Source organism: Paraburkholderia oxyphila NBRC 105797 (assembly GCF_000685075.1).
Taxonomy (GTDB): domain Bacteria; phylum Pseudomonadota; class Gammaproteobacteria; order Burkholderiales; family Burkholderiaceae; genus Paraburkholderia; species Paraburkholderia oxyphila.
Window position 1 is genome coordinate 1 of sequence record NZ_BAYD01000097.1, and the last position, 24,469, is coordinate 24,469.

26 protein-coding genes are annotated in these 24,469 nt (G+C 61.4%); 20 read left to right on the plus strand and 6 right to left on the minus strand.

The annotated features are described in order from the left end of the window. Positions 1-197: 197 nt before the first annotated feature. Both BO1_RS37710 and BO1_RS37715 read right to left on the minus strand, forming a co-directional pair. Positions 198-1,289, minus strand: a complete 1,092-nt coding sequence (locus BO1_RS37710) for a porin (protein WP_028221997.1) — start codon at positions 1,287-1,289, stop codon at positions 198-200. Between the two features lie 108 nt (positions 1,290-1,397). Further along, entirely contained in the window at positions 1,398-2,696 is a 1,299-nt protein-coding gene (locus tag BO1_RS37715) for an MFS transporter (RefSeq protein WP_245644001.1), read from the minus strand. Between the two features lie 519 nt (positions 2,697-3,215). Here BO1_RS37715 and BO1_RS37720 point away from each other — a divergent pair. Next, complete coding sequence (locus BO1_RS37720; protein ID WP_028221999.1) at positions 3,216-3,626, plus strand: RidA family protein; 411 nt, start codon at positions 3,216-3,218, stop codon at positions 3,624-3,626. 74 nt (positions 3,627-3,700) lie between these two features. Here BO1_RS37720 and BO1_RS54420 read toward each other — a convergent pair whose 3' ends face one another. Continuing rightward, a complete protein-coding gene (locus tag BO1_RS54420) occupies positions 3,701-4,651 on the minus strand; it encodes an ABC transporter substrate-binding protein (RefSeq protein ID WP_167338426.1) in 951 nt (316 codons plus the stop codon). A gap of 210 nt (positions 4,652-4,861) precedes the next feature. Here BO1_RS54420 and BO1_RS37730 point away from each other — a divergent pair, with 210 nt between their 5' ends. The 6 genes from BO1_RS37730 to BO1_RS37755 are packed head-to-tail and all read left to right on the plus strand — an operon-like array spanning position 4,862 to position 9,303. Then, the gene (locus BO1_RS37730) at positions 4,862-5,776 is read left to right on the plus strand and encodes a dioxygenase family protein (protein WP_028222000.1); all 915 of its coding nucleotides are present in this window, start codon (positions 4,862-4,864) and stop codon (positions 5,774-5,776) included. A 26-nt stretch (positions 5,777-5,802) separates the two neighbouring features. Beyond that, the gene (locus BO1_RS37735) at positions 5,803-6,543 is read left to right on the plus strand and encodes an SDR family NAD(P)-dependent oxidoreductase (RefSeq protein ID WP_245644002.1); all 741 of its coding nucleotides are present in this window, start codon (positions 5,803-5,805) and stop codon (positions 6,541-6,543) included. Positions 6,544-6,567: 24 nt separating this feature from the next. Then, positions 6,568-7,449, plus strand: a complete 882-nt coding sequence (locus BO1_RS37740) for a BKACE family enzyme (RefSeq protein WP_028222002.1) — start codon at positions 6,568-6,570, stop codon at positions 7,447-7,449. Then, on the plus strand, positions 7,446-7,997 hold the full coding sequence (locus tag BO1_RS54425) for a gamma carbonic anhydrase family protein (RefSeq protein WP_043288258.1): 552 nt from the start codon (positions 7,446-7,448) through the stop codon (positions 7,995-7,997). Before BO1_RS37740 ends, BO1_RS54425 begins: the two co-directional genes overlap by 4 nt. Next, positions 7,994-8,971, plus strand: a complete 978-nt coding sequence (locus tag BO1_RS37750; RefSeq protein WP_028222003.1) for a quinone oxidoreductase family protein — start codon at positions 7,994-7,996, stop codon at positions 8,969-8,971. The genes BO1_RS54425 and BO1_RS37750 overlap by 4 nt, the downstream gene beginning before the upstream one ends. Beyond that, positions 8,968-9,303 carry a cupin domain-containing protein gene (locus BO1_RS37755; RefSeq protein ID WP_028222004.1) on the plus strand — a complete coding sequence of 112 codons (336 nt, stop codon included), beginning with the start codon at positions 8,968-8,970 and terminating at the stop codon, positions 9,301-9,303. Before BO1_RS37750 ends, BO1_RS37755 begins: the two co-directional genes overlap by 4 nt. 54 nt (positions 9,304-9,357) lie before the next feature. On the opposite strand, the gene BO1_RS37760 is transcribed toward BO1_RS37755, so the two are convergent. Beyond that, positions 9,358-9,687 carry a high-potential iron-sulfur protein gene (locus tag BO1_RS37760; protein ID WP_028222005.1) on the minus strand — a complete coding sequence of 110 codons (330 nt, stop codon included), beginning with the start codon at positions 9,685-9,687 and terminating at the stop codon, positions 9,358-9,360. Between the two features lie 79 nt (positions 9,688-9,766). Beyond that, the gene (locus tag BO1_RS37765) at positions 9,767-10,540 is read right to left on the minus strand and encodes an IclR family transcriptional regulator (protein WP_028222006.1); all 774 of its coding nucleotides are present in this window, start codon (positions 10,538-10,540) and stop codon (positions 9,767-9,769) included. A 227-nt stretch (positions 10,541-10,767) separates the two neighbouring features. Here BO1_RS37765 and BO1_RS37770 point away from each other — a divergent pair, with 227 nt between their 5' ends. The 10 genes from BO1_RS37770 (at position 10,768) to BO1_RS54440 (ending at position 21,315) form a co-directional block, all read left to right on the plus strand. Then, on the plus strand, positions 10,768-11,928 hold the full coding sequence (locus BO1_RS37770; protein WP_028222007.1) for an alpha/beta hydrolase family protein: 1,161 nt from the start codon (positions 10,768-10,770) through the stop codon (positions 11,926-11,928). A gap of 99 nt (positions 11,929-12,027) precedes the next feature. Then, entirely contained in the window at positions 12,028-13,410 is a 1,383-nt protein-coding gene (locus BO1_RS37775; RefSeq protein ID WP_167338427.1) for an MFS transporter, read from the plus strand. Between the two features lie 207 nt (positions 13,411-13,617). Then, on the plus strand, positions 13,618-14,682 hold the full coding sequence (locus BO1_RS56665) for a porin (RefSeq protein WP_052409745.1): 1,065 nt from the start codon (positions 13,618-13,620) through the stop codon (positions 14,680-14,682). Between the two features lie 32 nt (positions 14,683-14,714). Then, positions 14,715-15,215, plus strand: a complete 501-nt coding sequence (locus tag BO1_RS37785) for a (2Fe-2S)-binding protein (RefSeq protein WP_028222009.1) — start codon at positions 14,715-14,717, stop codon at positions 15,213-15,215. Beyond that, complete coding sequence (locus tag BO1_RS37790; protein ID WP_028222010.1) at positions 15,212-17,383, plus strand: xanthine dehydrogenase family protein molybdopterin-binding subunit; 2,172 nt, start codon at positions 15,212-15,214, stop codon at positions 17,381-17,383. The genes BO1_RS37785 and BO1_RS37790 overlap by 4 nt, the downstream gene beginning before the upstream one ends. Before the next feature lie 170 nt (positions 17,384-17,553). Next, entirely contained in the window at positions 17,554-18,027 is a 474-nt protein-coding gene (locus BO1_RS37795) for a GlcG/HbpS family heme-binding protein (RefSeq protein WP_028222011.1), read from the plus strand. Continuing rightward, positions 18,024-19,187 carry an acetamidase/formamidase family protein gene (locus BO1_RS54435; protein WP_043288263.1) on the plus strand — a complete coding sequence of 388 codons (1,164 nt, stop codon included), beginning with the start codon at positions 18,024-18,026 and terminating at the stop codon, positions 19,185-19,187. Before BO1_RS37795 ends, BO1_RS54435 begins: the two co-directional genes overlap by 4 nt. Positions 19,188-19,241: 54 nt before the next feature. Then, the gene (locus tag BO1_RS37805; protein ID WP_028222012.1) at positions 19,242-19,718 is read left to right on the plus strand and encodes a RidA family protein; all 477 of its coding nucleotides are present in this window, start codon (positions 19,242-19,244) and stop codon (positions 19,716-19,718) included. Then, positions 19,715-20,800, plus strand: coding sequence for an amidohydrolase family protein (locus BO1_RS37810; protein WP_028222013.1), 1,086 nt, complete (start codon positions 19,715-19,717; stop codon positions 20,798-20,800). The genes BO1_RS37805 and BO1_RS37810 overlap by 4 nt, the downstream gene beginning before the upstream one ends. A 44-nt stretch (positions 20,801-20,844) precedes the next feature. Continuing rightward, positions 20,845-21,315, plus strand: a complete 471-nt coding sequence (locus BO1_RS54440) for a RidA family protein (RefSeq protein WP_084688538.1) — start codon at positions 20,845-20,847, stop codon at positions 21,313-21,315. 87 nt (positions 21,316-21,402) lie between these two features. On the opposite strand, the gene BO1_RS54445 is transcribed toward BO1_RS54440, so the two are convergent. Continuing rightward, complete coding sequence (locus tag BO1_RS54445; protein ID WP_043288265.1) at positions 21,403-22,296, minus strand: helix-turn-helix domain-containing protein; 894 nt, start codon at positions 22,294-22,296, stop codon at positions 21,403-21,405. Positions 22,297-22,445: 149 nt separating this feature from the next. Between BO1_RS54445 and BO1_RS37825 the strand changes: the two genes are divergently transcribed. From BO1_RS37825 to BO1_RS37835, 3 genes are all read left to right on the plus strand, one after another. Further along, positions 22,446-23,093: a c-type cytochrome gene (locus BO1_RS37825; RefSeq protein WP_063744745.1), complete on the plus strand. Its 648-nt coding sequence runs from the start codon at positions 22,446-22,448 to the stop codon at positions 23,091-23,093. A 100-nt stretch (positions 23,094-23,193) separates the two neighbouring features. Continuing rightward, entirely contained in the window at positions 23,194-23,982 is a 789-nt protein-coding gene (locus tag BO1_RS37830) for an alpha/beta fold hydrolase (protein ID WP_043288267.1), read from the plus strand. Positions 23,983-24,012: 30 nt separating this feature from the next. Then, positions 24,013-24,468, plus strand: a complete 456-nt coding sequence (locus BO1_RS37835; protein WP_028222016.1) for a (2Fe-2S)-binding protein — start codon at positions 24,013-24,015, stop codon at positions 24,466-24,468. The last annotated feature ends 1 nt before the right edge of the window (position 24,469 follow it).

The following is a 24,469-nucleotide window of genomic DNA, read 5'->3' on the forward strand; positions in this document are numbered from 1 at the left end:
GTGCGAGAAGACGGATGCTCCGGAGCCGCTCCGAATTACAGGGCAGTGGGGGACGGCGTAACACTAGCGGTGTGAGCCGCTTTCTTTTGCCTACTTTTCTTTGCGGCTGCAAAGAAAAGTAGGTGCCGCCCCGCACAGGGGCAACGCTTGCGGCCCGCCGCGAATACAAGTTAAGGCCAACGCAATGCCAATCCAGATCAAAACCGATGCTGCAGCCCAACCATCACACCGAGCTGGTCCATACCAGCCCCAACGGTGCCTCCGGCAGCAACCGGATTAGCAGCCATCGCGCTATTAAACATATAGCCTACCGACGTATAAACAGTCACCCGTTTGGACAGAAGATAATTCGCACGCGCAACGAGCAACGTAGAACTCGCATCATTCTTCCCCGCCGGCCCGCGTTGCAGATAACGCACCCCCTGCGCATCGAACGAGAGGTTGGGCGTCACGAAGTACGTAGCACCTGAAAAGAAAATATCTGTCTGCAGGTGAGTTGCGGCCGCAACATTGTTCCTGATCCACCCAGCTCCAATCTTGGTGGGCCCCAAAACCACATATCCGTCAACGACATTATGCGTATCCGTATAGGCACTGTTGTTGAGCGGCGCCGAAGCACCGGCGCCACCGCGCATCACATCATATGACGCGGCCACACCGAAGCTCGCCGAATCGTAGGCAAGCAGCGCAGTATATTGCCGGCACGCGATGAAGTTGCCCGGCACCTGCCCCCCGCAGTTGGTTGCCGCCGGCCCAGCCGGGCCCGCTGCGTCACGGCCGAAGCTGTAAGTCGCGCCAAGCGTGACGCCATGGAATTTACCCATGTACCCAACGGCATTGTCGCTGCGAGCGTTCGGCAGGTACGAATCGAAGTTGTTCAACGAATGAATCGACGGTCCAATGACGTCGGCGTTCGATATCGCATACATCGTCATGTTCATCTGCCGGCCGAGCGTGAGCGAGCCATAGTCGCTGCTGACACCCACATTCGCCTGACGACCGAACAGTCGCCCGCCGTAATTGAGCGCGCCGGTGCCCGGCTGAAAGCCGCTCTCCAGCACGAAGAACGCCTTGTACCCGCCGCCAAGATCCTCGGTGCCCTTCAAGCCCCAGCGAGAAGGCGTTTCGCCAGTCAGCGTGGGCATGCCGACCACCGAGCCGCCACTGGCTGTCGCGTGGTCGTAATACGATATGCCGCTGTCGATAATGCCGTACAGCGTGACGCTGCTTTGTGCGCTGGCGAGCCCAGACACCGCGCCGAGCAATAGCGCGCCCCATTTCATTTTCATGACGATCCTGTCTCCAATAGTCACATTGATTCGTTTTACTAATTAAAAGCTGCGTATGGCCGATCCGGGAATGAGCGGCGAGCGGTGTACTGAGGCGCTTCGAGCAGGCTAGGACGTCGAAAGCACAACGCTCGGCGGCTCGGGATTGCGTCGGCGATAGACACTCAATCCGAAGACACAGATCGCGGCGATCGCAACCGGCACCGAAACCACGCCAAACATGACGGCGGTCGGCCAATGGGCGGACAACATCAGGCCACCGATCATCGAGCCGACAATCGAGCCTACGCGGCCCATGCCTAGCGTCCACGCCACGCCGGTGGCGCGTGCCACCGTGGGATAGAACCCCGCGGACAATATGCTGGTGCCCGTCATCGCGCCCCCCGTTCCGACTCCGGTCACAAATAGCGCGGCGAGTGCCAGCACCGGCATTCCCGTGATATGGCCAAGCGAGGCCAGACTCATGGCTGCACACAGAAATGCGCCCGCCACCACATAGTGCGGATTCGCGCGATCCATCAGAAAGCCGAGCAGGACGGCGCCGAGGGCGTTGCCCGTCAGGTAGAGGGCCGTCATCAACGATGCGTGGCCGAAGGGGACGCCGGTTTCCTGAATGAGCAGCGTCAGCCAGTTCCCCAAAAAGTAGACCACGAGCAAGGCCATGAACCCCGTGGCCCACAGGAACAGCGTGCCGCCGCGTAGCCCCGCCTGCAACAGATGCGCCACCGGCGAACCCTGCGCCGGCGCTTCGTCCGGCGTGAGGTGCGTTTCGGTGGGCGAGATGTCCGGCGCAATGCGGGACATGATCGCCAGCGCCTCGTGCTGGCGATTGTGCGTGACGAGGTAGCTCATCGACTCCGGCAGCCAGACAGCCAGGACGACCGCCAGCACCAGCGGCAATGCGCCCCCCAGGATCAGCATGGATTGCCAGCCGAACATGCCGATCAAATGCGAGGCAACGAGGCCGCCAAAAACGCCGCCCGCGGAGATGCCGCAGCCAAGCGGAGCGACGAGCGTCGAGCGGAGACGGTCGGGGCTATATTCGACCGCGAGCGTATAGGCATTCGGCATCGCGCCGCCCAGGCCGAGCCCGGTCAGGAAGCGCAGGGCAACCAGCATTTCAATTGACGTCGACCACGCGGAGCCAATGCTCAGTACACCAAAAATTAAAACGGCGCCGATCAGCGTGAGCTTTCTGCCGAAGCGATCTGCCAGCGGGCCAAAGACGAAGGAGCCAACGGCCAGGCCGAAGAATCCGGCGCCAAACACCGGCGCCAGTTGTGCCGCGCTGGCAGCGAAGTGAGACTTGAGCGCCGGTGCGATAAAGCCGAGAACGACGGTGTCGTAACCGTCTATCACCAGGATCAGAAAGCAGAGCAGAAAGGTCCGGATCTGAAACCCGGACATGCCTCGCTCGTTAATAAACGACCGGACCGTTACTGATTGCCGTACCACCATGCTGATGCTCCTGTTGTGTAACGTGTAACGCATTCGATTGGATCGGGCGCTGCGGGATTCACACTGTGTCGCCGAGGTTTCGCCATACGGAGAGGAATTTATTGCAATCGATTGCAAGTGGAAACCAGGGTTTACTGGGAGGCCGATGTTTCAATCCCCCGGAGATCTGCCCTGTAGTACGGGGCCTAGAGGGATGCACCGCGAGACCGTCGGGTTGTCAAACCTTTGACAACACGGCTTCCATCGATCAATAATGCAATCGATTGTATTGGTTTGGGTGGCCAGCCGGTATCCCGCCAGGCGTTGCCTCAGGCTGCGCGGCAAGGGGCCCGGGGACTGACATCGGCAACCTGCCCCAATGCATCGTCAGAAGCCGGTGTGGGCAGAGGGGGCGCGCCTGATCCGTGCTCCGGAAGCACATGGCTAGCATGTGAAGTGTTTTTTATTGAACTGATCAATGAGGCAAACATGGAAAAGCAGCAATCCTCAAAGCAGGTCCGCCAGTACATCAAGCGGGATGCGGCACAAGCGCGGGCGTTTTCTCCCGCAGTGATTACGCAGGGCGGCAGGATCGTGTGGTTGGCCGGACAGACCGTGGTCGAAGATGCCAACGGCAAATCGCTCGCGGGCGACTTTGTTGGGCAGGCGAATGAGGTCTTCGCGCGGATCGGCAAGACGCTCGAACAAGCCGGCGGGACGCTGGCCGACATCGTGACGATGACGGTTTCGATCACGGATGCGAGATTCGGCGATCAGTTCACGAAGGTCCGCAAGGAGATTTTCGGCGACAACTTTCCTGCGAGCGCGCTGATTACCGTGGCAGGTCTGGCCAAGCCGGAAATGCTCGTCGAAGTGCAGGCAATCGCAGTCGTCGACTGATCGGCAGAACCTGCGTTGCGCGGGAAGGAGCAGGTGGATTGATGTTCAACTCCACCTGCCGCCGCTTCGGGCTTTTAGCAGGGCGCCCATGCCGAGGACGCGCGCGCTTCGTCGAGATACTGCCGGTCGACGCAGGGGGCCCGTGGCCGAGTGAGCGGTGTTCTCGCGTGGGCATCCCGTATGCGCGATACCAGCGCGAGCCCGGCGTCTTCGATTTCCATATCCAGGATCAAGCCGTGTGCGGGGTGCACGAGTCCGTCGAGCACGGCGTGCGCGTCGGCATCGGAGAGATCGGGAAACTGGGCGCGCAGGAGTTCGCAACAAGCCGGGGCGTTGCGCGGATCGAAGATCCACGTCAATGCCTCGCGGTACGCAAGAATGAAGCTGATCAACGGCTCCCGGTTCGCGCTCGCCCATGACTCGAGCACAGCGCCAACGGTGCCGAGATAGCCTGGAAAGAGCGCCGCGGCCGAGGCCAGCGTTTTGAATCCCTGCCGCTCGGCGAGCTTTTCGAACGGTGTGCGAACCAGGGTGGCGTCGTGCTTGCCCGCCACCAGCGCGCGATATCGGTTGCCCGTGCCTCCCGCCGCGTCGAACTTCACTTCATCGGAGCGAATGTCGTTGAGCTGGAGGATCTCGCGCAAGACGAACGCGAAGCCGGTCGTCAGGGCGTCGACAGCGAGCGTCTTGCCCCTCAACTCGCGAACCGACGCCACGTCCGGCCGTGCGACGAGCGAAAGAAAGCCGTGATCCCCGCCCATGAACGCGACGAGATCGGGGGCGCTGCCATCCGCGGTTTCGCCCTGACCATCCGTGTAGGCAATCACATTGTCCACACTGGTCAAGGCGATATGAGCCTCGCCAGCGTTCATCCGGTTGATCATGTCGACCGAGCCTTTCACGTATTCGAAGCGCGTGCTCAGGCCATATTTCTCGAACAGGTGCTGGTGCTCGCCCACCCAAAGCGGCAGGTTGAATGCCCCCTCGAAGCCGAGAATCTTTAGCGTAGTCAGACGGGAGTGCAAGTGTATCTCCTTGTGCGTTGCAATCGATTGCATGTTACGATGTGCCTGGCTCCCACGTCAAGATTTCCGCGTGCTGGCTATTTGCCCCCGAATTACAACACAGAAGAGGGTGAAATACGCGGAGCGGGGCATCGATGTGAATTTTCAAAATCGCTTTGACATGTGGGATTTTGGGTTTTATGATGCAATCGATTGCAGAGGAGATAGGGTATGGCCGGGCTAGAGCAGCGCAGCAGCATCGTGACGGATGCGGAGTCGACAACAGGGATCGTCCTTGCGGCGATGGCGAACACAGAGAATCCGCGGTTGAAGGAAATTCTGAATGCGTTGGTCAAGCACGCCCACGCGTTTCTGCATGAAGTGAAGCTGACCGACGACGAGTTCGAGCAAGGGCTGGATTTCATCAGGCAAGTCGGGCTGACCTGTACGGACAGCCATAACGAGGTCGTGCTGCTCGCGGATGTGCTCGGGCTTTCGACGCTGGTGAAGGTGCTGAACAACTCCGCTCACGAGGAGCGCACCGGGGGTGCACTGCTTGGCCCGTTCTACCGGGCGGGCTCGCCGCATTACGAGAATGGCGACTGCATTGTGCAGAGCACGACGTCGGGATCGCCGCTGTTCGTGAGTGGCCACGTGCTCGACACGAACCGGGAGCCCATCCCCAATGCCCGCGTCGATGTGTGGCAAGCGTCGCCGGTCGGCCTCTACGAGAACCAGGATCCGCAACAGTCCGAAATGAATTTGCGCGGGCACTTCTTTACCGATGCGCAAGGGGCTTTCGATTTCAGGAGCGTGCGTCCAGCCGGCTATCCGGTCCCCACGCATGGTCCCGTTGGCGATCTCCTGCGCATCCAGAAGCGGCACCCCTATCGCCCGGCCCATCTTCACTTCGTTGTCGTTGCCGAGGGCTATTCCACGCTCATTTCGCAGATTTTTGCCGACGACGCGGAGTATCTGGAGTCGGACGTCGTATTTGGCGTGACGCGCGATCTGGTCGGCAAGTTCGAACGCCATGAGGCGGACAGCGGGCCGCATCCCGCGGCGCAGGAGCCGTATTACACGCTGGAATGCTCTTTTGTTCTTGGGGAAGGCGTCTCGACGTATCCGACGCCCCCCATCAAATGACCGAGGTAGATGAGATGGTGAACAACATGCTTGAAGGTAAGGTTGCCGTGGTAATCGGCGGCGCAGGCGGTATCGGAAAGGCGGCGGCGCACCGGCTCGCCGCGTCGGGCGCACGCGTCGTCGTGGTGGGAATGGACGATCTCAAGCCCGTCCAGGAGATCGCAGCGGGCTTGCCGGGCGCGGGGCACATGGCGGCGCTCGCGTCGATTACCGATAGCGCGACGCTGACCGCGCTCGCGCAAGATGTCCAGGGCCGCTATGGAAAGGCCGATATCCTGGTCAATGCGGCAGGCTTTACCAAGCCGGTCAGCCACGCGGACCTCGACGCGCTTTCCGACGAGTTGATCGATGAAATGTTCAAGGTCAACTGGCGCGGGCAATTCGCGGCGATCCGCGCGTTCCGGGCGCTTCTGGTCGCATCCGGCGATGGCCTCGTTGTCAACGTGTCGTCCATTTCGGCAACTACAGGCGTGGGCAGCAATGTCGCGTACTGCGCGGTGAAGGCCGGCCTCGACATCATGGCGGTATCGCTCGGCCGTGCGCTGGCGCCGCACATTCGCGTTGTGAACGTCGCTCCGGGCGTGGTCGACACGACCTTCGTGCCCGGCCGCGGCGTTGATTTCAACGAGAAAGTGGCCGGCACCACGCCGCTCGGCCGGATCGGCACGCCGGACGATATCGCGGCCGCAATCGATGCTTGTGCCACCCACCTGACCTTCACCACCGGCACGACCCTCGTGGTCGACGGCGGCAGAAGGCTGAACTAGCCGGACCGGTACCGAGGTAATCCTATGCATGCACGTAAAACCATCATCACCTGCGCGGTGACAGGGAACCTGACGAAGCCGGAGCAGCATCCGGGGCTGCCCGTTACGCCGGAGCAGATCGCGACAGCGTCGCTCGACGCCGCGCGCGCGGGCGCCGCTGTCGTCCATATTCACGTCAGGGACCCCAAGACCGGCCGTCCCTCGATGGATATCGCCCTCTACGAAGAGGTGATCAACCGCATCCGCGCCGAGAACACGGATCTCATCATCAACCTGACGACGGGGCCCGGCGGCCGCTTCATTCCCAGCGACGACAATCCTCGTGAAGCGGCTCCCGGCACGACCTTGATGCGGCCGGAAGAGCGCGTCGAGCACATTCTCCAGCTGCGCCCCGACATCTGCAGCCTCGACCTCAACACGATGAACTCCGGCGGCGACGTCGTCATCAACACGCCGAAAAACGTCAAGCGCATGGCTGCGGTGATACGGGAAGCAGGCGTCAAGCCAGAGCTAGAGATCTTCGATTCCGGCGATATGCACCTCGCGCGCGATTTGATCGATGAAGGGGTGCTGGATGGCCCAGGGCTTTGGACCTTTGTCATGGGTGTCAAATACGGATTCTCGGCCTCGCCCGAGACCTTGCTCTATGCGCGCAATCTGCTGCCCGCTGGGGCCACCTGGGCGGCGTTCGGTGTCGGCCGCTTTGAGTTTCCGATGCTCGCCCAGTCGTGGCTGGCGGGCGGACACGTTCGCGTCGGGCTCGAAGACAACATCTACATCTCGAGAGGCGTGCTCGCGCCGAGCAATGCCGCGCTGGTCGAGCGTGCCCGGGACATTGTGTTGTCGCTCGGCGGCGAACTGGCTACGGCCAAAGAAGCGCGTGAATTTTTGGGGCTGAATCGATGAGGAATACGAATAGTTCTACGCCCATTGAACCCGTTGTCGACCCGCACGCCTTTGTTGCGAGCGGTACCCGGCTGATAGGCGAGGTGACAGTCGGGGCGCAAAGCTCCATCTGGTTCAACTGCGTGTTGCGCGCGGACGTGCAGAAGATCGTGATAGGCGAGCGCACCAATATTCAGGACGGCACGGTTATCCACGGTACGACAGGCGGGTTGCCCGTTCTGGTCGGCAATGACGTGACCGTGGGGCACGGCGCCATTCTGCACGCTTGCACGATCGAGGATGGGGGCTTTGTCGGCTTCGGCGCCCGGGTGTTGGACGGGGCCGTTGTGAGATCGGGCGGGATGCTTGCCGCCGGCGCGCTGTTGTCGCCAGGCAAGGTGGTCGGCTCCGGCGAGCTTTGGGCCGGGCATCCCGCGCGTCTCGTGCGCCCGCTGACCGACAAGGAGCGTGACGACATGGTCGCCACGACGGCGCGCTACGTCACGCTCGCCAGCCGATACAAAAGTACGAATCTAGTTATCTTCAGCTACCAGGAAAATCAACGATGAACGCAGTTTATGTTAACGCCCCGAGCGCCAGTGTGGACGCGCTTGAACTTGAATTCGTCGATCAGGGCGCACTCGACGTTGCGGCAGGAGAATGTCTGATCGAGGTACATAGCGCCGGTGTCAATCCGAGCGACGTCAAGGCCGTGCTGGGTGCGATGCCGCATGCGATCTGGCCGCGCACCCCGGGACGCGACTATGCCGGCGTGGTAATCGAGGGAGCGGAGGCGCTGCTCGGCAAGCAGGTGTGGGGCAGCGGCGGCGAGCTCGGAATTCGTCGCAACGGTTCGCATGGGCGCTTTCTGGTCGTTCCGGCGGAAGGCGTGCGCGAAAAGCCGTCGAACCTGAGCATGGACGAGGCTGGCGCGATTGGCGTGCCATTCGTCACCGCCACCGAGGGCTTGCGCCGCGCAGGGGGCGTCAAGAAAGGCGACGTCGTTCTCGTGCTGGGCGCCAACGGTAAAGTGGGCCAGGCCGCCATCCAGCTCGCCACCATGGCAGGCGCAAAGGTGTTCGGGGTCGAGCGCACCGCCGAGCCCTATGTGGGCCACGCGAGCGGCGATGTGACCATGATCGACGCATCGTCTCAGTCCATCGACGAGGTCGTGCGCGAGGAAACGGGCGGACATGGCGCCGACATCGTCTACAACACGGTCGGCAGCCCGTATTTCGAGCAGGCCAACAAGGCGCTTGCGAAGCGCGGCACCCAGATCTTCATCTCGACACTCGATCGGGCCGTGCCCTTCGATATCTTTGCGTTCTATCGCGGTCAGCATACGTATGTCGGCATCGACACGCTGGCGATCGACAGCATCGAAGGCGCGCTGATTCTGGATCAGTTGTTGCCCTCGTTCGAGAGCGGCGCATTGAAGCCGTTTCCAATCAACCAGGATTTTGTCTTTTCGATTGAACACGCGGCGCTCGCGTATCAGGCCGTGCTGCGGGGCTCCACGAACCGGGTGCTGCTCAAGCCATGAACGTTACCCGTTACGACCAGGCTCCGCAGTATTTCCCGGAGAACCATTTCGACATGCGCTGCGTGAGGCTGCAGGGGCATGAAGCCGGTCCTGCACAGTCGCTGTGGCTAGGTGTTTCGACCATCGAGCCTGGCGGGCATACGACGATGTCCGCCTCGGCGCTCGAGAAGCACTACGTCGTGCTTGCGGGCGAGCTTACGGTGCAGACGGAAGAGGGGGAGGTGGTGCTGCGCGCCAACGACTCGTGCAGATTGGCCCCGAATGAGCGGCGGGCGCTGAAGAATCGCTCTTCCGCTCCTGTTTCGGTATTGCTCGCGATGCCCTTTGCGTAGGCGCTGCAGCGAGCCCGCGTGAGCGTTCACGCGGGCTCGCAGATCGAGCAGCCATTAACCCTTTTTGGCGTAAGCGCTGCACCAGCCCGCCGCGGAGACAATCTTGCCGCCGAAGATCGGGCATGCGCCGGAGCTCGAGTTGGCCTGACCTTGATAGAGGGCGCAGTTGGCGCAGCTTTGGCCAGCGACGTACGCCGGATATTTCGTCTTGTCGACGTGCGTGGCGTCGGCGCGATAACCCAGGGATTGTGCGGTTGGGTCGGTTTCCTGAACCTGATTGTCCGCGGCGAGCGCGGAAGGAATCTTTGCGAGCAAGGCGGCCGCAGCGATTGCGGTGACGTTGATCAGCAGAAAATTGCGTCGACATACGTTTGTGGCATTCATTTTGGATTCCTGTTCAATATTGGGGGAGAGTTGCAACTGGAACTCAAAGACGGGCTTGCGGCTATTGTGAACGTGCAGGCTACCGAAGGCTTACCGGATAGTCCGTCAACGTGCGCTGAATTTGCCTCGAAGCGGCTTGCAATTGCTGTGCCAATGCGAGAACACGCGCGGCGTCCATGCGGGAGTCGACCGCGGCGACGCTAATGGCCGCCACAGGAGAACCGAATGTGTCGTTGATGTGAACGCCGACCGCCGATGTCCCGAGCGTGACCCGATTGCGGACGAGCGCGTAGCCGTCGCGATGGTAGCGATCGATGGCGTCGTCAAGGCCAGCAGCGGTCAATCTGCTTTGCGAAAGGATTGACGGCGTGATGCTTCTGATCGCTTCCTCGCGCTCGTCGCGAGGCAGCGCGGCCAGAATGGCGAGCCCACCCGCGCCGAGTCCGAGTGGACGCCGGCTGCCGGCCTCGAGCGTCAGCACGCGCAGCGGCGACGGCCCGTCCGCGCGCTCGATGCATACCGCCTCGCTTGCGCTGCGCACGACGAGATAGACGGTATCGCCAACCTCGTTGGCGAAGGATCGGATCAGTGACCGCGCGAATTGCCAGACGTCGAACTGTGCGGCGGCCGCGATTCCCAGCTCGAATGCAAGCGGTCCGAGCGCATAGCGCCGGCTTTCCAGTTGCAGCGCCAGCCGCTCTGCAATGAGGCGCTGGAGCAGTCTGTGGACGGTCGCATGCGATAGCGCCGCTGAGGACGCCAAATCGGTCAATGCGGCGCCGCGCCGGCCCGCGGTGGCCAGCAGCCGGACGAGATGAACCGCGCGCTCAACGGATCGGGAGGATGCAACCATATTCAGGCTGGTGAATTTCGGTTCGGAGGAAGTCTAGTACCGGCTCGCGAGATTGAGAAGCGTTGAAGACGCCCTTCCGGAACAACGGGACGATTTGGATATTCGTGGAACATTCCGGTAAGCGCGCCCTGTCGTCTGTTCCTACGATGAACGCCGACTTGCCGTTGCGGACACTGCCGTAACGCCGGTCTTCAATCGACTTCGAAGTTAGAGATAAGGAAATCAGAATGTTTCAGTACTTTCCAGGCAATTACATGTGGTCGCTCGCGGTAATGCGCTGCCTTGCGAGCGGTGGTCACTTCGGCGAAATTCACTGGGCCCTTCAAGATCTCCAGGACGCTGCCAAGGTTGAACCGCAGGGAGACAACGAGGCGTGGCACACCGCCTGGAAGCGGCTCGCCGTTCAGGTGGAGGGCATCGGCCGGGAAGCGCTTCAGAAGGGCAAGAACGAGACTGCCGCTTCGGCGCTGATGCGTGCCGCACATTATTGGCAATGGGCGGAGGCTTTTGTCGATCCGGACGACGATCGCGCGACAAGCTCATACGAGCACCATCTCGCCTGCTTCCGGGATGCGGGCCGCTTGCAGCCGAACAAGATCGAGGTCATTCAAGTGCCGTTCGGTAACACGAGCCTTTTTGCCTACTTCGTCAAAGCAGAAGGCACGTCCGGCCCGGCGCCTGCCGTCATCCTCTCGGATGGCCTCGATGGCACCAAAGAGGAGATGGTGCTCATGGCGCAGGCGCTCGCTGCACGTGGCATCTCGTGCCTCGCGGTCGATAACCCCGGCCAAGGCGCAAGCCTGCGCCTGAACGGCCTGAAGGCCCGTCACGATTCTGAAGTGGCGGCGGGCGCGGCGTACGACTACCTGAAGAGCCGTGCGGACATTGTCGATCCGGATCGGGTTGGCCTGATCGCAGCGAGCATGGGGGGCTACTATGCGCCGCGTGCAGTCGCATTCGAGAAGCGCATCAAGGCTTGCGTGGCCTGGGGCGCAATCTACGACTACCACGCGGTGTGGGTGCGGCGTCTCAATCTCAAGCCGGGCGCGAGCGCCACGGTCGACTATCGGGCAGCGCTCGGGACGACGGGCAAGCATCTGCTCAACATCGTGGGGGCAACGGACTTCGATGAGGCCTTGCGCAAGTTCGAGCCGTTCACGCTCGAGGGCATTGCACACCAGATCTCGTGCGACATCCTCCTGGTTCACGGCGAGGACGACAAGCAGACGCCGTTGTCGGATGCGGAAAAGCTCTACCGCGAAATTGGCTCGTCGCACAAGCAACTGCGTGTATTTACGCGCGCGGAAGGCGGCGCGGCGCACGTGCAGCTGGATCGCCAGGAGCCGGCGGTGAGCTTGATCGCCGACTGGATGGTCGACCACCTTTAATCACCCGCGCAGGAAGACTCAGCCAGGGTTATGCCGCTTTGCGGAACTGCCGCAAACGCGCGTAATCCTGGTGTAGTGCATAGATTGAGGGGATCATCTTTGAGCCATCATTTGGAATCAGCTTCCGCTGCGAGACAATTCGAAGTCCTGAATGTAACGAGTTTGATCGAGGAAGGTGCTCTGGGCCGCTTTCAGATCAGGGTCTATGGTCTTTGCGCACTGGTTGCGCTGGTCGACGGATTCGATAGTCAGCTGCTCGGACCGGCAGCCGCCTCGATCGCGCATGCGCTGCGTGTCAGTGTGGCCGGATTCGGGCCCGTATTTAGCGCATCGCAGGCGGGTTTCTTTGCCGGGGCGCTGGTGCTCGGTCCGGCCGCCGATTGGCTGGGCAGACGCTGGGTGCTCGTTGGCGCCACATCCGTCTTCGCAGTTTTTACCCTGCTTACGGCGCTGGCGCACTCGACCACGGAGCTTTTGCTTTATCGCTTCGTTGTTGGATTCGCGCTGGGCGGCGCGTCGCCCTGTTTCATCGGGCTGGCGGCCGAGTATTTGCCTTTGAGGCTGCGCACGCGTCTCGTGACGATGTTATGGGCAGCGGTTCCGCTGGGAGGCATGTTGGGTGCGGCTGTCAGCACGGCTTTGATCCATACGGCCGGCTGGCAGGCTTCGTTCCTCGCAGGCGGATGCATTTCCCTCGGCGTGGCCGTGCTGCTGGGCTTGGCCCTGCCGGAGTCCGCGGGATTCCTCGTGAAGCGCGGCGCACCGGGACGAAAGATCGGCCGGCTCGTGGCAAAGATCACGGGGGGCGACGTGGCGCACAACGTTCGCTTCGTGATCAACGAGCAGAAGACCCATGGCGTGCCGTTGCGAAAGCTATTCCAGTCGGGCCGCGCACTCTGCACGATTTATTTGTGGGCGTTGTGCTTCATGGCGTGGATGGCGCTGATCGTCGTGTCGTTCTGGACGCCAACGCTGATTCAGCGTGTCGGATTCTCGGTCTCCGCAGCCGCGGCGAGTTTGCTGGTCAATAACATCGGCGCGGTTGCGGGAACCGTTCTCATTGGCTCGGCGATGCAGCGGTATGGAGACTTCAGAGTCCTGGCATGGAGTTTTCTCGGGGCGGCATTGTCGGTTGGCGGATTTGGGATGTTCACTTCCTCGCTAAGCCACGTGTTGATGAGTTCAGCCCTTTCCGGGTTCTTCCTTTCCGCAAGTTGTGCGGGGCTGATAGCGGTTGCGGCCGAGTCGTATCCGACGTCGGTCAGGTCGACCGGAATCGGCTGGGCAATTGGCGTTGGCCGGATCGGTTCGATTGTCGGACCCATGTTCGCCGGGCAACTGCTGATGCTGCAGTGGAGCGTTCGCAACATCTACCTGATCCTGGGCATACCTTGCCTATGCGCGGTTGGCCTGATCGTGCTGCTGCGGCGTCATACATCGAGAACGGGCGCGTCTCAGGCGGACGAGTCGATCGCGATCTGACGATTCTGCTACAGAAGGATGAAATCAAAGGCCGAAATTCCATTAATACGGTGGACTAAACAGAAACTTCCAGGACTATCCGGTCAACGCCGATGCTTTCGCCAGCATACCTTGGTCAGGTGGCGGCAGAAGCGGGGCTAGCTGCCACAAGTAGATGCCTCTACACCAATCATGAAAGCAATTCGAAGATCACGACGGGAGAAGGAGATGAAGAAGTACTTGCTGGCATCCGTTGTCTTGTGTCCGATGTTTGGAACCGCGAATGCGCAGTCGAGCGTCACGCTTGCGGGAATCATCGACGGAGGGATTGGATTCAGGACGGGCGCGAGCGCGAACAACAGTACGCAGTGGGCTTTCCAGTCGGGCGCCATACAAACTAGCCAGATTGTCTTCACGGGGACCGAAGATCTGGGCGGCGGCTACTCGACGTACTTCTATCTGGCGTCAGGCTTCCTCGCGGGCAACGGTGCGCTCACGAACGCACGCCTGCCCGCCACCTCGGGCACGTATTTGTTCGACCGGGGCGCATGGGTGGGCTTGAAAGGGGACTTTGGCTCCGTTCAGCTGGGACGCAGCTTCACTCCGTTCGCGGATGTGCTCTATCGATCCGACGCGAGCGGCTATGCGAATTTCGCTTCGCTATCCAACACGATCTATCAGAACCTGACGGGCATCACCGGCGCGCAGTACACGTGGAGCAACAACGCCATCAAGTATATGTCTCCAACCTTCCACGGGCTCAGCGCCGAGTACATGCAGAGCTTCGGCGGGGTAGCAGGCGATTTTGGGGCTGGCCGCGTGCGGTCGGTAGCGCTGTTCTATACGTATGGTCCGATTGCGGTCAACGCCGCCTATCTCGACGCAAATAATCCGGGTGGCGCGGCGGGCGACGATACGGTCGCGCGCTCTTTCACGGTGGCGGCGATGTATAGCAGCAGTCTTTTCCGGGTCGGCCTCGACGTGGCGAACTTCAAGAACCCGGCGATCGGCACGAATCAGACGTTCTACTCCGTCGAGGGAACCTATCACGCGGCGCCTTACCTCGATTTCGTCGCGGACTATACGTTCCTCGCCGACAAGGTTGCCGATCGTGACGGGTGCTATTTCAAGCTCGGTGCGCATTACTACCTCTCGAAAGCCACCGATCTGTACATCGAGGGGGGCATGGCCCGCAATCATTCCGACGGCACCGTGGGCGTCGCGAGCGTCTTTCCGGCCAGCCCGGGCATCAACCAGATTGGCGTCATGACTGGCGTGCGGCACTACTTCTAACCTCCGATGTTTATGCACGAGCGGAAAAGCCGATGAAAGTGACCATCAACGACAAGCCGTACGACGTGGACGTCGAACCGGAAATGCCGCTGCTCTGGGTCATTAGAGACGAGATTGGGCTGACCGGAACGAAGTTCGGCTGCGGAATGGGCATCTGCGGTGCCTGCTCAATTCATCTCGATGGCGAGGTGGTCCGCTCGTGCGTTTTGCCGGCGTCGGCGGCACAGAACCGGAAGATCACGACGATCGAGGGGCTCAAGGGCAAAGGGCCGCTATTGCAGGCGCAATGGATAGCGAGTCAGGTACCGCAGTGCGGGTACTGCCAAAGCGGCATGTTGATGGCCGCAGCCGATTTGCTGGCGCGCAATCCGCACCCGGACGACGCGGCGATCGATGCCGCGATGACCAATATTTGCCGCTGTGGCACCTATGCGCGCGTGAAGGCGGCCATCCGCAGGGTCGCCAGCGGGAACGGGACAAAAGCCGATGCGCAAGTGCATGCGTCTGGAAACGGCGAAAGGAGCGGCGTGTGACGGCTCACTCCAATTCAACGAGTTCGTCGCGGCGGCGTTTCCTCAAAGCTTCGGCAGTGGGCGCCACGGGGCTCGTACTGGGTTTTCATCTTCCGGCGGCCATCGCCGGGCGTGCGAACGCGAGTGCGCTCAGCAACGACGAGACCGAGATCAACGCATGGATACGCATCTCCGCGCAAGGCGATATCACGCTTGAAGTCGCGCGCGTGGAGATGGGACAGGGCATCGCGACTGCCCTGCCGATGCTGATTGCTGAAGAACTCGAATGCGACTGGATGGACGTAAGGATGGTCTTTGCCTCGCCGTCCGAGAATCTTGCGCGCAAGCGTGTCTTCGTGACCATGATCACGGGGGATAGCCGGAGCGTTCGCGATTCCCAGCACTACCTTCGCCTCGCGGGCGCTAGTGCGTGCCTCATGCTGAAGCAGGCGGCGGCGCAGCGCTGGGGCGTCGACGTAGCGGAGTGCGCGGCGTCCGCAAGCCGGGTCACGCACCTGAAGAGCGGGCACTATCTGGGTTATGGCGAACTGGCGACGGCCGCAGCCAGGCTGCCGGTCCCGAAAGACGTCGCACTCAAGGATCCTTCGGCATGGAAACTCCTGGGCAAAGCGCACGAGCGCCTCGATCTTCACGAAAAGGTCAACGGCGCCGCGCAATACGGCATGGATGTCCGTGTGCCAGGCATGCTCTACGCGGCCGTGGCGCAGTGCCCGGTGTTCGGGGGCAAGCCGGTATCGGTCGACTCCAGTGCGGTCGATCGCCGGCGTGGAATCGTAAAGGTGCTCGTGATAGAGAACTTCGTGGCGGTCATTGGCGATAGATGGTGGCGTGCGAAGGAAGCGCTCAAGCTGCTGAAGATTACGTGGGACTTCGGCAGGCACGAGAAGACGGATGACGCGAGTATCCGCGCATATCTCGAAGCAGGGTTTCAAGGCGATTTGAAAGCGGTGCGGCTGGAGGGCAATGCAACCGCCGTGCTCGACGGCGAGAGGCAGGTGTACGAGAGCACGTACTTCACGCCGTTCGTCGCCCACACGACGATGGAACCGCAGAACTGCACCGCGCGTATCGCCGATGGCAAGGTGGACCTTTGGGCGCCTTCGCAGGGGCCGGACATATCGCTCGATATTGCGGCGGGCATTGCGGGCGTGCCCTCCGAGAACGTCACGGTGCATCGGCTCTATCTGGGTGGCGGATTTGGCCGGCGCGGCATCAGTCAGGACTACGTTCGAATGGCCATGCTGATTGCAAAGGCAATGCAAGGCCCCGCGATCAAGATGGTCTGGACGCGCGAGGAAGACGTGCAACACGACTTTTACCGACCGGCCTCGGTCGTTCGTCAGCGTATGGCGCTTGACGACGCCGGGCAGATCTCCGCCTGGCGCGTGGACGTTGCATCTCCTTCGGTACTTGGGGTATTGCGTCCGGCGGCGCTAAAGAACGGCATCGATGTGATGCCAACCGATGGATTCCGCGACATGCCGTACGCGATACCGAACCTCGATATTCGTTACGCAATGCGCAATACCGCAGTGCCAGCGGGATTCTGGCGCAGTGTTTACCACTCGCAGAATCCATTCGCACGCGAGTGCTTTATCGATGAAGTCTGTGCGCTGATCAAGCAAGACCCCGTTGCCTTTCGACTCAAGATGCTCGCCGCGCGTCCGCGGACCGCCACGTTGCTGAAAGCGGTGGTGGCAGCGCGGCGGCAAGGCGAAGCGACCACGGCGGGCTTTGGCGTCGCAGTCAACGAGATGGATGACACCGCTGTCGCGGGCGCAGTCGAGGTCTCGGTATCCGCGAACAAGGCCGTGAAGGTGGAGCGCGTCATCGTGGCAATCGACTGCGGGTACATCGTCAATCCCGACACCGTGGCCGCGCAAATCGAATCTTGCGCGGTATTCGGGATCAGTGGGGCGTTCTTTGGCGAGATCAACATCAAGGAGGGGCGGGTGGTACAGAGCAATTTCTCGGACTGCCCGGTCATGTTGATGAAGCAGATGCCGAAGGTCGAGTCGCTGTTGTTGCCGTCGGGCGGATTTTGGGGCGGCGTCGGTGAGCCGCCGATCTCCGTAGTGATTCCGGCGCTCGTGAATGCAATTGCGGCCGCCACGGGCGAGCGAATTCGCGAACTGCCCCTCGTGCGCCACGGGTATACGTTGGTTTGACGGCATATACGGTAAGGAATGCAGATTTAGATATTTTTATCACATGCGTGTTACGAACCGCCTGCTTGCATCGGCTTAAAAAAACGGACTTTATGGCAAGGACGGAACGCGCCCAAGTTTCACGATACAGGTATCGAATGAGTTGTTATGAACGATCTGGAGGCAAGGCAATGAACAACAGCAGTCACGGCGATTCGAGCGCAGCGCTCACACGCCCGGTCATCTCTTATGCGCAGGCAAGCAAGGCAATCAATGCGGCGATGGTCTTCGCGAAGGAGCGAGGCCTTCAATTGAGCATCGTGGTGCTCGATGCCGGCGGGCACGTCGTCGCCTCCGCACGGATGGACGGCGCAGGGTTTGTGACGATCGAGGTGGCGCGTGGCAAGGCGTTCGCGGTCGCCGCAACGGGCGGCACGCCCGGGGATGCGCTCGCCCGACGGTACGCGGAGAACCCGATGGTTTGGGGCAATGTGGCATCGCTTGGCTACGGCGCGCCGTTACTGCCGGCCCGTGGCAGCTTGCCGATTTACAAGGATGGCGCGCTCATCGGCGCCATCGCGGCGAGTGGGGCGCCTTCGGAACAGGACGAGCTCGCGATTCTCGCCGGCATAGCCGCAATCGATGCGACGGACACGCCGCAATGAGCGCGATCGATCAAGGCCACGCCGAAGGGGCACCGTCACTGAGCCGCCGGAACGCCATCAAACTGGGTGGCTCGCTCGGGCTGCTCGGGGTGGCGCTGCCATTGGCCGGCCGGGCGCTGGCGGCACCAACGGCCAGCGATACCCCGCACGGACGCCAGCATGTGGTCGAGTCCAACGCGCAGACGGTGCGGGTGGGCGTCGTCGACCCTAAGGCCGCAGCGATTGTGACTATCGAGTCGGGCGACGTGGTTCGATACGTCAACACATGGATCAACTGGGGCAATGAAGCGAAGTATGGGATGAGTTTTGCCGAGCGCGAGCCGATCCGCCGCAAGTATCCGCAAGGACCGTACTCGCTGGTCGGTCCGGTTGCGGTAAAGGACGCCGAGCCAGGCGACCTGATCGAATGCCGGATGCTCAAGCTGCGCCCGATCGACTGGGGTTGGAATGCGGCGCCGATGGGCGTCGGTGCGCTGCCGAAGGACTTCTCGAAGCCGTACCTCAAGTATTTCCGCTTTGATCAGGCTCGGCAGTACGCGGACTTTGCACCGGGAATCAGGATTCCCCTGCGGCCCATTCAGGGTTTCATGGCCACTGCGCCCGCTACTGATGAAATCAGGAGTGCGATTCTTGCAGGCGCCAATGGCGGCAATCTTGCCTTGAGCGAGCTCGTGGCCGGGACATCGCTATTCCTGCCGGTATCGCGCGAGGGCGCGATGATCTGGACCGGCAACTCGCATGCCGTTCAGGGCGACGGCCAGGTGGACCAGACCACGATCGAGACGGCCATGGAAGATCTGCAGATTCAGTACATCCTGCACAAGGGCGCCTCCCTGCCTGGACCGATGGCGGAAACACCAACGCACTGGATTGGTCTCGGCTTTGGCGAAACCATTGCCGATGCCCTCAGGTCCTGCCTGCGCGCCATGATCCGATGGCTGGCATCTACGGCCGGCATAGACGAGGTCGAAGCCTACGCGATCTACAGCATGGCCGGCAGTTTTCGCATTACGCAGTACGCCGATCAGGTTGCGAGTGCCTACAGCGTGATTCCCGCCAAGGCGGTACACGGGATGTTGCCGAAGTCGCTCCTGATGCCGCAACTGCGCGATCAAATCGCCAGCCGTACACGGTCCGGCGACGGCGAGGGTCACGCATAGCGCGGCGCTCCCAACCCGAAAAGCTGAGCTTTTACTTCCACAGAGGAACGCAACATGTATTGCTCGAAAACGAAGTCATTCGCCGCGGCGATCGCGGTCGCCGCTGTCTCGACCATGACGCTGATGGCGTCGGCGAAAGCCAACGAATACATCACCAGCCCCGACACCGACAAGCGGGCTTACTCGCTGTCGGTTGACACACAAGGCGGGAAGACGATCTATCTGGCGGGCCAGTTGAATGTCGCGGACCTCAACGACAAGCCGCTACCCGGCGACTTCGACGGTCAGGCGCGCGCGGCGTTCCAGCGAATCCAGAAGACGCTCGAGGCCTCCGGCGGGAAACTCAGCGACATCGTATCCATGACGGTGTTCATTACCGACGTGCGCAACGGAGAGCGCTTCTCCGATATACGCCGGGAGTTCTTTGCGCCCGGGAAGTACCCGGCTAGTGCGCTGATCGCGATTCGCAACCTCGGCATCCCCAATGCGCTGATCGAGATTCAGGCGACTGCCGTGGTGGGCGGGAAATGACGAACGGCGGATGTGAGCTTTGCGCCCCGGAGCGCAGACGCTTCTTCACCGGACTCGCCGCATTGGCGGCCAGCAGCGCGCTCGGCGTGCCAGCGGTGAAGGTGAAGGCGCAGGGCAGCGACGTTGCGCAAAAGCGCAACTGGATCGATGTCCACCACCATCTCGTTCCGCCGGGCTACCTGGCACAGGTTCCGGACGACGATGCCGTACCCGGTGCGTCGGCTACGCCGCGCCGGGCGTTGGCGAACTGGACGGTCGATCATTCGATCGAGCAGATGGACGAGGCGGGCGTGGCGACGTCGATGCTGTCGATCAGCAATCCCGGCATCTGGTTCGGCAACGTGGCGAACGCGCGCAAGCTCGCGCGTGAATGCAACGAATACGGGGCGAAGCTGGTGTCGCAATATCCTGGGCGGTTCGGGCTGTTCGCCGCGCTGCCTTTGCCGGACGTCGAAGGCAGCCTGGCCGAAATCGCCTACGCACTCGATGTGCTCAAGGCGGACGGGATCGGACTCTATACGAGTTACGGGACCAAGTGGCTCGGCGATCCCGCATTCGATCCGATCTTTGCGGAATTGAACCGGCGCAAGGCACTCGTCTATACGCATCCGACCACGGCGGATTGTTGCCGCAATTTGCAGCCGGCGGTGTCGCCCAATGTTGTCGAGTACCAGACCGATACGACGCGCGCCATCGCGGAGATACTCGCGAGCGGCACGGCTTCACGCTACCCCGATGTGCGCATCATTTTCTCGCATGCGGGGGGCACGATGCCCTTCCTCATCGAGCGGTTCATCGGCTGGGCGAAGAGCCCGCAGATCGCCAAAAAGCTGCCCAATGGGTTGAAGTACGAACTGGACCGCTTCTACTACGACACGGCACAAACCTCGAACTCCACGGCGATGGGCGCGTTGACGAAGGTCGTTCCGGATTCGCAAATCCTTTTCGGCACGGACTATCCGTTCAGGACGGTGGTCGATCACGTGAAAAATCTGACTGAGTGCGGTGTCTTTGACGAACGTCGCCTGCGTCTGATCGGGCGGGACAACGCGCTTGCGCTGCTGCCCCGATTGCGCGCCTGATTTTATTTCGCAAGCAACTTAACGATCCATTTTAGGAGAGAGATATGAAACAGTTTAAATTCACCAGCAAGATGGCGACCCTCATTGTGTCGGCGGCTGCGTGCCTGGCCGCAACGTCGAGTCAGGCGAAGGACTACGTCACCACGCCCGATACCCAGGCGCGCGCCTACTCGCTTTCTGTGTCTAGCGACAGCCCGAAGAAGACCATTTACTTCGCGGGGCAAACGGGCCATCTCGATGCCGACGGCAAGCCCATCACCAACTTCGACGCTCAAGCGCGGCGCGCTTTCACGCTGCTCGATCAAACACTGCGCAAGTCGGGCGCCAAGCTGAGCGACGTGGTTTCCATGACGGTGTTCATCACCGACGTGCGTAACGGCAAGCATTTCGCCGATATCCGCAAGGAATTCTTCCCGGACGGGAAATTTCCCGGTAGCGCGTTGATTGCCGTGGATGGATTGATGGGGCAATCGATGATCGAGATTCAGGGCGTGGCGGTTGTCGACGGCAAGTGAAGTTTGCCGTGGCGATTCGGTCGTGCGCTCGAACGGGCGCTGCTGGGCGCGTATCGGGCCAGCAGCGCCAGTACCCGGCGAATCGCGTCACGCCGAAGTGGCGCCAGCAAGGGGCGGCGTGTGGACCACCACGGAATTGCGTCGAAACTCACTGGGTGGAACGGCCATATGCTGGGTGAAGAAACGGGTGAAGTGACTGTGCTCTTCGAAGCCGAGTTCGAGTGCGATGTCGATCAACGGCCTCGTCGTGGAGCTGAGGAGCTTGATCGCTAGCGTCATGCGCGTCCAGTCGATGTAGTGCTGGGGGGGAATGCCTACGCAGTTCTTGAACTGCTCGAAGAATCGCGAACGCGACATGCCAACATAGGCGGCGACCGTCGCGACGGTTGGATTCTCGTCGACATTGGCGTTGATGTAGTCGAGCGCCTTGCGGATGCGGAAGTCGGCTGGCTTGCCGGAGGCGCGCAAGCCCATCGTGAGTGCGGGATTGGCAAAGTCCCGGACCACCGCCCGCATTAGATCCCGCAAGATCGCCTGGGAGGCGTCCTGGCTCGCAACGGACGGATTCGTAATGGCGGCGGACAATCGGTCGACATGATGTCGTACGTCAGGCGTGCAGATGACGTTCGAGCACGGGAAAATGCGCGTTTCCCGGCTCAACGGAAGCTCGAGCACGGACCCGAGCCAGTCGACTTCGATCACCAGCGACAGGACCACGGAGGGATGATGCGTGGAATCCGCTTTCGAATGCGATTCCCATGGGTTGATCAGGATGGCCTCGCCGTCGCCTAGCACGTGCGGCGCGTCGCCAATGCGAAAGTAGCTGTCGCCGCCGCCAAGCTTGAAGAGAAGCTGATACTGCGCATGGGCATGGGCGACGAGTGCCCGGCGCGTGAAGTTGACTGAGGCTCGTCCAAACGGGCCCTGAACGATGCAGGCAGACTTGCCAGTCTCACCCGACAGGTCGTCACGGTGTTGCATGTTGTACTCCAAAAAACAGTGACACATATCGCGGTGCAATCGTGATCGATTAGCAGGACTATTCGATAAGCAAGCGGATATTCCGGCCATATCGACGTACCACACCGAGCTAATCTGAAGCACGGTAAACAGCGTGAATTTGAACGTCAATGAAAAGGTATTCAGTGGTTTCCCGCATAGTATCGAATGTCTTCGTGGCCGGTGCGCTTCTGTTACCGGCGGTGGCCGTTCGTGCGCAAGAGGACACGTCCCGTGTCCACGAACTGGTGACGGCGCGCTGTGCCGCGTGCCACGGCGTGGACGGCAATAGCACCGCGAGTGCGTACCCGCGTCTTGCCGGTCAGTTTCCAGGATATCTTCAACAGCAGCTCGAAATGTTCAAGCGTTTGGACGGTCGTCCGCCCATGCGCCATAGTCCCGTAATGGAGTCCGTGGTTACCGATCTTTCGGATGCGGATATTCGGGCGCTGGCGGCCTATTACGCGGCACAAGCGCCGAATGACAAGCGCGAGGTTGTGACCTCATCGTCGGCGCTGGGTGAGAGGGTCTATGCGGGAGGATCGAGCGGCGGTGCTCCGGCATGCGCGGTCTGCCATGGTGTGGACGGCGCCGGCGTGCCCGGTTTGTTTCCGCGTCTCGCGGGCCAGCACCCTGAGTACGTCGGCGCGCAACTGGAGAACTACAAGAACGGACGGCGTGGCGGAAAAGGCAGGGCGATGACCACGATAGGGCCGCTGCTTTCGGACGACGAAATCAAGGCCGTCGCATCCTATATTGGTTCCCTGAGACCACAGTGAAAACTGGGATGATCCGGTAAGTCGAAGCGAAGCGCAGGACATAGAATCGCCTCAAGACCAATTGCTGAATTTTGCGCAAGTTGCATGGAGGGGGCTGCTCATGCCGTTTTTCGATCGTGATGGGGTGAGGCTGTGGTACGAGGAGCGAGGCGATGCGAGCAGGCCTGCCGTCGTCTTTTCGCATGGTTTTCTGATGGACAGGTCGATGTTCGATACGAATATCGAGTCGATTGTCGATGACTTTCGTTGCATCGTCTGGGACCAGCGCGGGTTCGGGAAAACCGGTGAGGTTGGCAATCCATTTTCATTCTGGGATTCGGCGCGCGACCTGCTGGCGCTGCTCGACCATCTGGAAATTGGCGCGGCGGCACTGGTGGGCATGTCACAGGGGGGCTTTGTTTCGATGCGCGCGGCGCTGCTGGAACCCGACCGGGTACGCGCGCTGGCGCTCATCTCGACACGCTCGGGCGTGGATGCACCGCCTGTCATCGAGTCGTTCTCGCAGTTAAAGGCGGCGTGGAGGCGTAGTGGCGCCGAACCGCTGGCAGCGGACTTGAGCGGATTGCTCATCGGCGCCTGTTTCGATGCGTCCAGTTGGGTCGGCGCGTGGCGGAGCATGTCGAGATCGGGCATCGATTATCCGGTCGATGCATTGACCGGCCGCGACGATCTCACGCCACAGTTGGGAAGCATCACGTGCCCTGCGATTGTCTTCCACGGCAATCAGGACCGTGCCATCGACATGGCGCATGGCCGCGAGCTCGCGCAAGGATTGCCGAATGCGAAGGGATTCGTCACCATAGACAGGGCCGGACATGCGCCCAATCTCACGCATCCGCAGTTCGTCAACGGACCGTTGCGTGACTTCTTGCTGCGTTATACCGGCTGAAGGCAGGGATATTTGTCCGATGGAGCGAACATGGCGCAAACGATCGTGGTGAACGGCGTATCGCACGAGGTGACTTCGAGTCCCGAGACGCCGCTCCTTTATGTGCTGCGCAATGAGCTGCGGCTGAACGGCCCGAAGTTCGGGTGTGGCCTCGCGCAGTGCGGCGCCTGCACCGTGCACCTGGGAAAGGAAGCGGTTCGCTCGTGCGTGCTGCCCGTGTCTGCCATCACGCAGCCCGTTACGACGATCGAGGCGCTGGCTGCCGAGACGCCGCCCAATCGCATTCTTGCGTCGTTCGTCAAGCATCAGGCGGCGCAGTGCGGCTACTGCATCAACGGCATGGTGATGGTTGCAGCGTCCTTGCTGAACGCCAAACCGCATCCTACGAGAGCGGAAATCATTGCTGCGCTCGACGGTAACCTTTGTCGCTGCGGGACGCATCTGCGCATACTCGATGCCGTCGCGGACGCTGCCGGGGCCCACTGAC

Bases quoted from the DNA above. Each gene is read 5' to 3' on its own strand.
- BO1_RS37735 (WP_245644002.1), top strand. From the start codon at position 5,803: ATGCTTGAAGGTAAGGTTGCCGTGGTAATCGGCGGCGCAGGCGGTATC.
- BO1_RS37770 (WP_028222007.1), top strand. From the start codon at position 10,768: ATGTTTCAGTACTTTCCAGGCAATTACATGTGGTCGCTCGCGGTAATG.
- BO1_RS54440 (WP_084688538.1), top strand. From the start codon at position 20,845: ATGAAACAGTTTAAATTCACCAGCAAGATGGCGACCCTCATTGTGTCG.
- BO1_RS37810 (WP_028222013.1), top strand. From the start codon at position 19,715: ATGACGAACGGCGGATGTGAGCTTTGCGCCCCGGAGCGCAGACGCTTC.
- BO1_RS37740 (WP_028222002.1), top strand. From the start codon at position 6,568: ATGCATGCACGTAAAACCATCATCACCTGCGCGGTGACAGGGAACCTG.
- BO1_RS37765 (WP_028222006.1), bottom strand. From the start codon at position 10,540: ATGGTTGCATCCTCCCGATCCGTTGAGCGCGCGGTTCATCTCGTCCGG.
- BO1_RS37830 (WP_043288267.1), top strand. From the start codon at position 23,194: ATGCCGTTTTTCGATCGTGATGGGGTGAGGCTGTGGTACGAGGAGCGA.
- BO1_RS56665 (WP_052409745.1), top strand. From the start codon at position 13,618: ATGAAGAAGTACTTGCTGGCATCCGTTGTCTTGTGTCCGATGTTTGGA.
- BO1_RS54435 (WP_043288263.1), top strand. From the start codon at position 18,024: ATGAGCGCGATCGATCAAGGCCACGCCGAAGGGGCACCGTCACTGAGC.
- BO1_RS37805 (WP_028222012.1), top strand. From the start codon at position 19,242: ATGTATTGCTCGAAAACGAAGTCATTCGCCGCGGCGATCGCGGTCGCC.
- BO1_RS37760 (WP_028222005.1), bottom strand. From the start codon at position 9,687: ATGAATGCCACAAACGTATGTCGACGCAATTTTCTGCTGATCAACGTC.
- BO1_RS37720 (WP_028221999.1), top strand. From the start codon at position 3,216: ATGGAAAAGCAGCAATCCTCAAAGCAGGTCCGCCAGTACATCAAGCGG.
- BO1_RS54445 (WP_043288265.1), bottom strand. From the start codon at position 22,296: ATGCAACACCGTGACGACCTGTCGGGTGAGACTGGCAAGTCTGCCTGC.
- BO1_RS37825 (WP_063744745.1), top strand. From the start codon at position 22,446: ATGAAAAGGTATTCAGTGGTTTCCCGCATAGTATCGAATGTCTTCGTG.
- BO1_RS37785 (WP_028222009.1), top strand. From the start codon at position 14,715: ATGAAAGTGACCATCAACGACAAGCCGTACGACGTGGACGTCGAACCG.
- BO1_RS37730 (WP_028222000.1), top strand. From the start codon at position 4,862: ATGGCCGGGCTAGAGCAGCGCAGCAGCATCGTGACGGATGCGGAGTCG.
- BO1_RS37795 (WP_028222011.1), top strand. From the start codon at position 17,554: ATGAACAACAGCAGTCACGGCGATTCGAGCGCAGCGCTCACACGCCCG.
- BO1_RS54425 (WP_043288258.1), top strand. From the start codon at position 7,446: ATGAGGAATACGAATAGTTCTACGCCCATTGAACCCGTTGTCGACCCG.
- BO1_RS37715 (WP_245644001.1), bottom strand. From the start codon at position 2,696: ATGTCCGGGTTTCAGATCCGGACCTTTCTGCTCTGCTTTCTGATCCTG.
- BO1_RS37755 (WP_028222004.1), top strand. From the start codon at position 8,968: ATGAACGTTACCCGTTACGACCAGGCTCCGCAGTATTTCCCGGAGAAC.
- BO1_RS37835 (WP_028222016.1), top strand. From the start codon at position 24,013: ATGGCGCAAACGATCGTGGTGAACGGCGTATCGCACGAGGTGACTTCG.
- BO1_RS37750 (WP_028222003.1), top strand. From the start codon at position 7,994: ATGAACGCAGTTTATGTTAACGCCCCGAGCGCCAGTGTGGACGCGCTT.
- BO1_RS37710 (WP_028221997.1), bottom strand. From the start codon at position 1,289: ATGAAAATGAAATGGGGCGCGCTATTGCTCGGCGCGGTGTCTGGGCTC.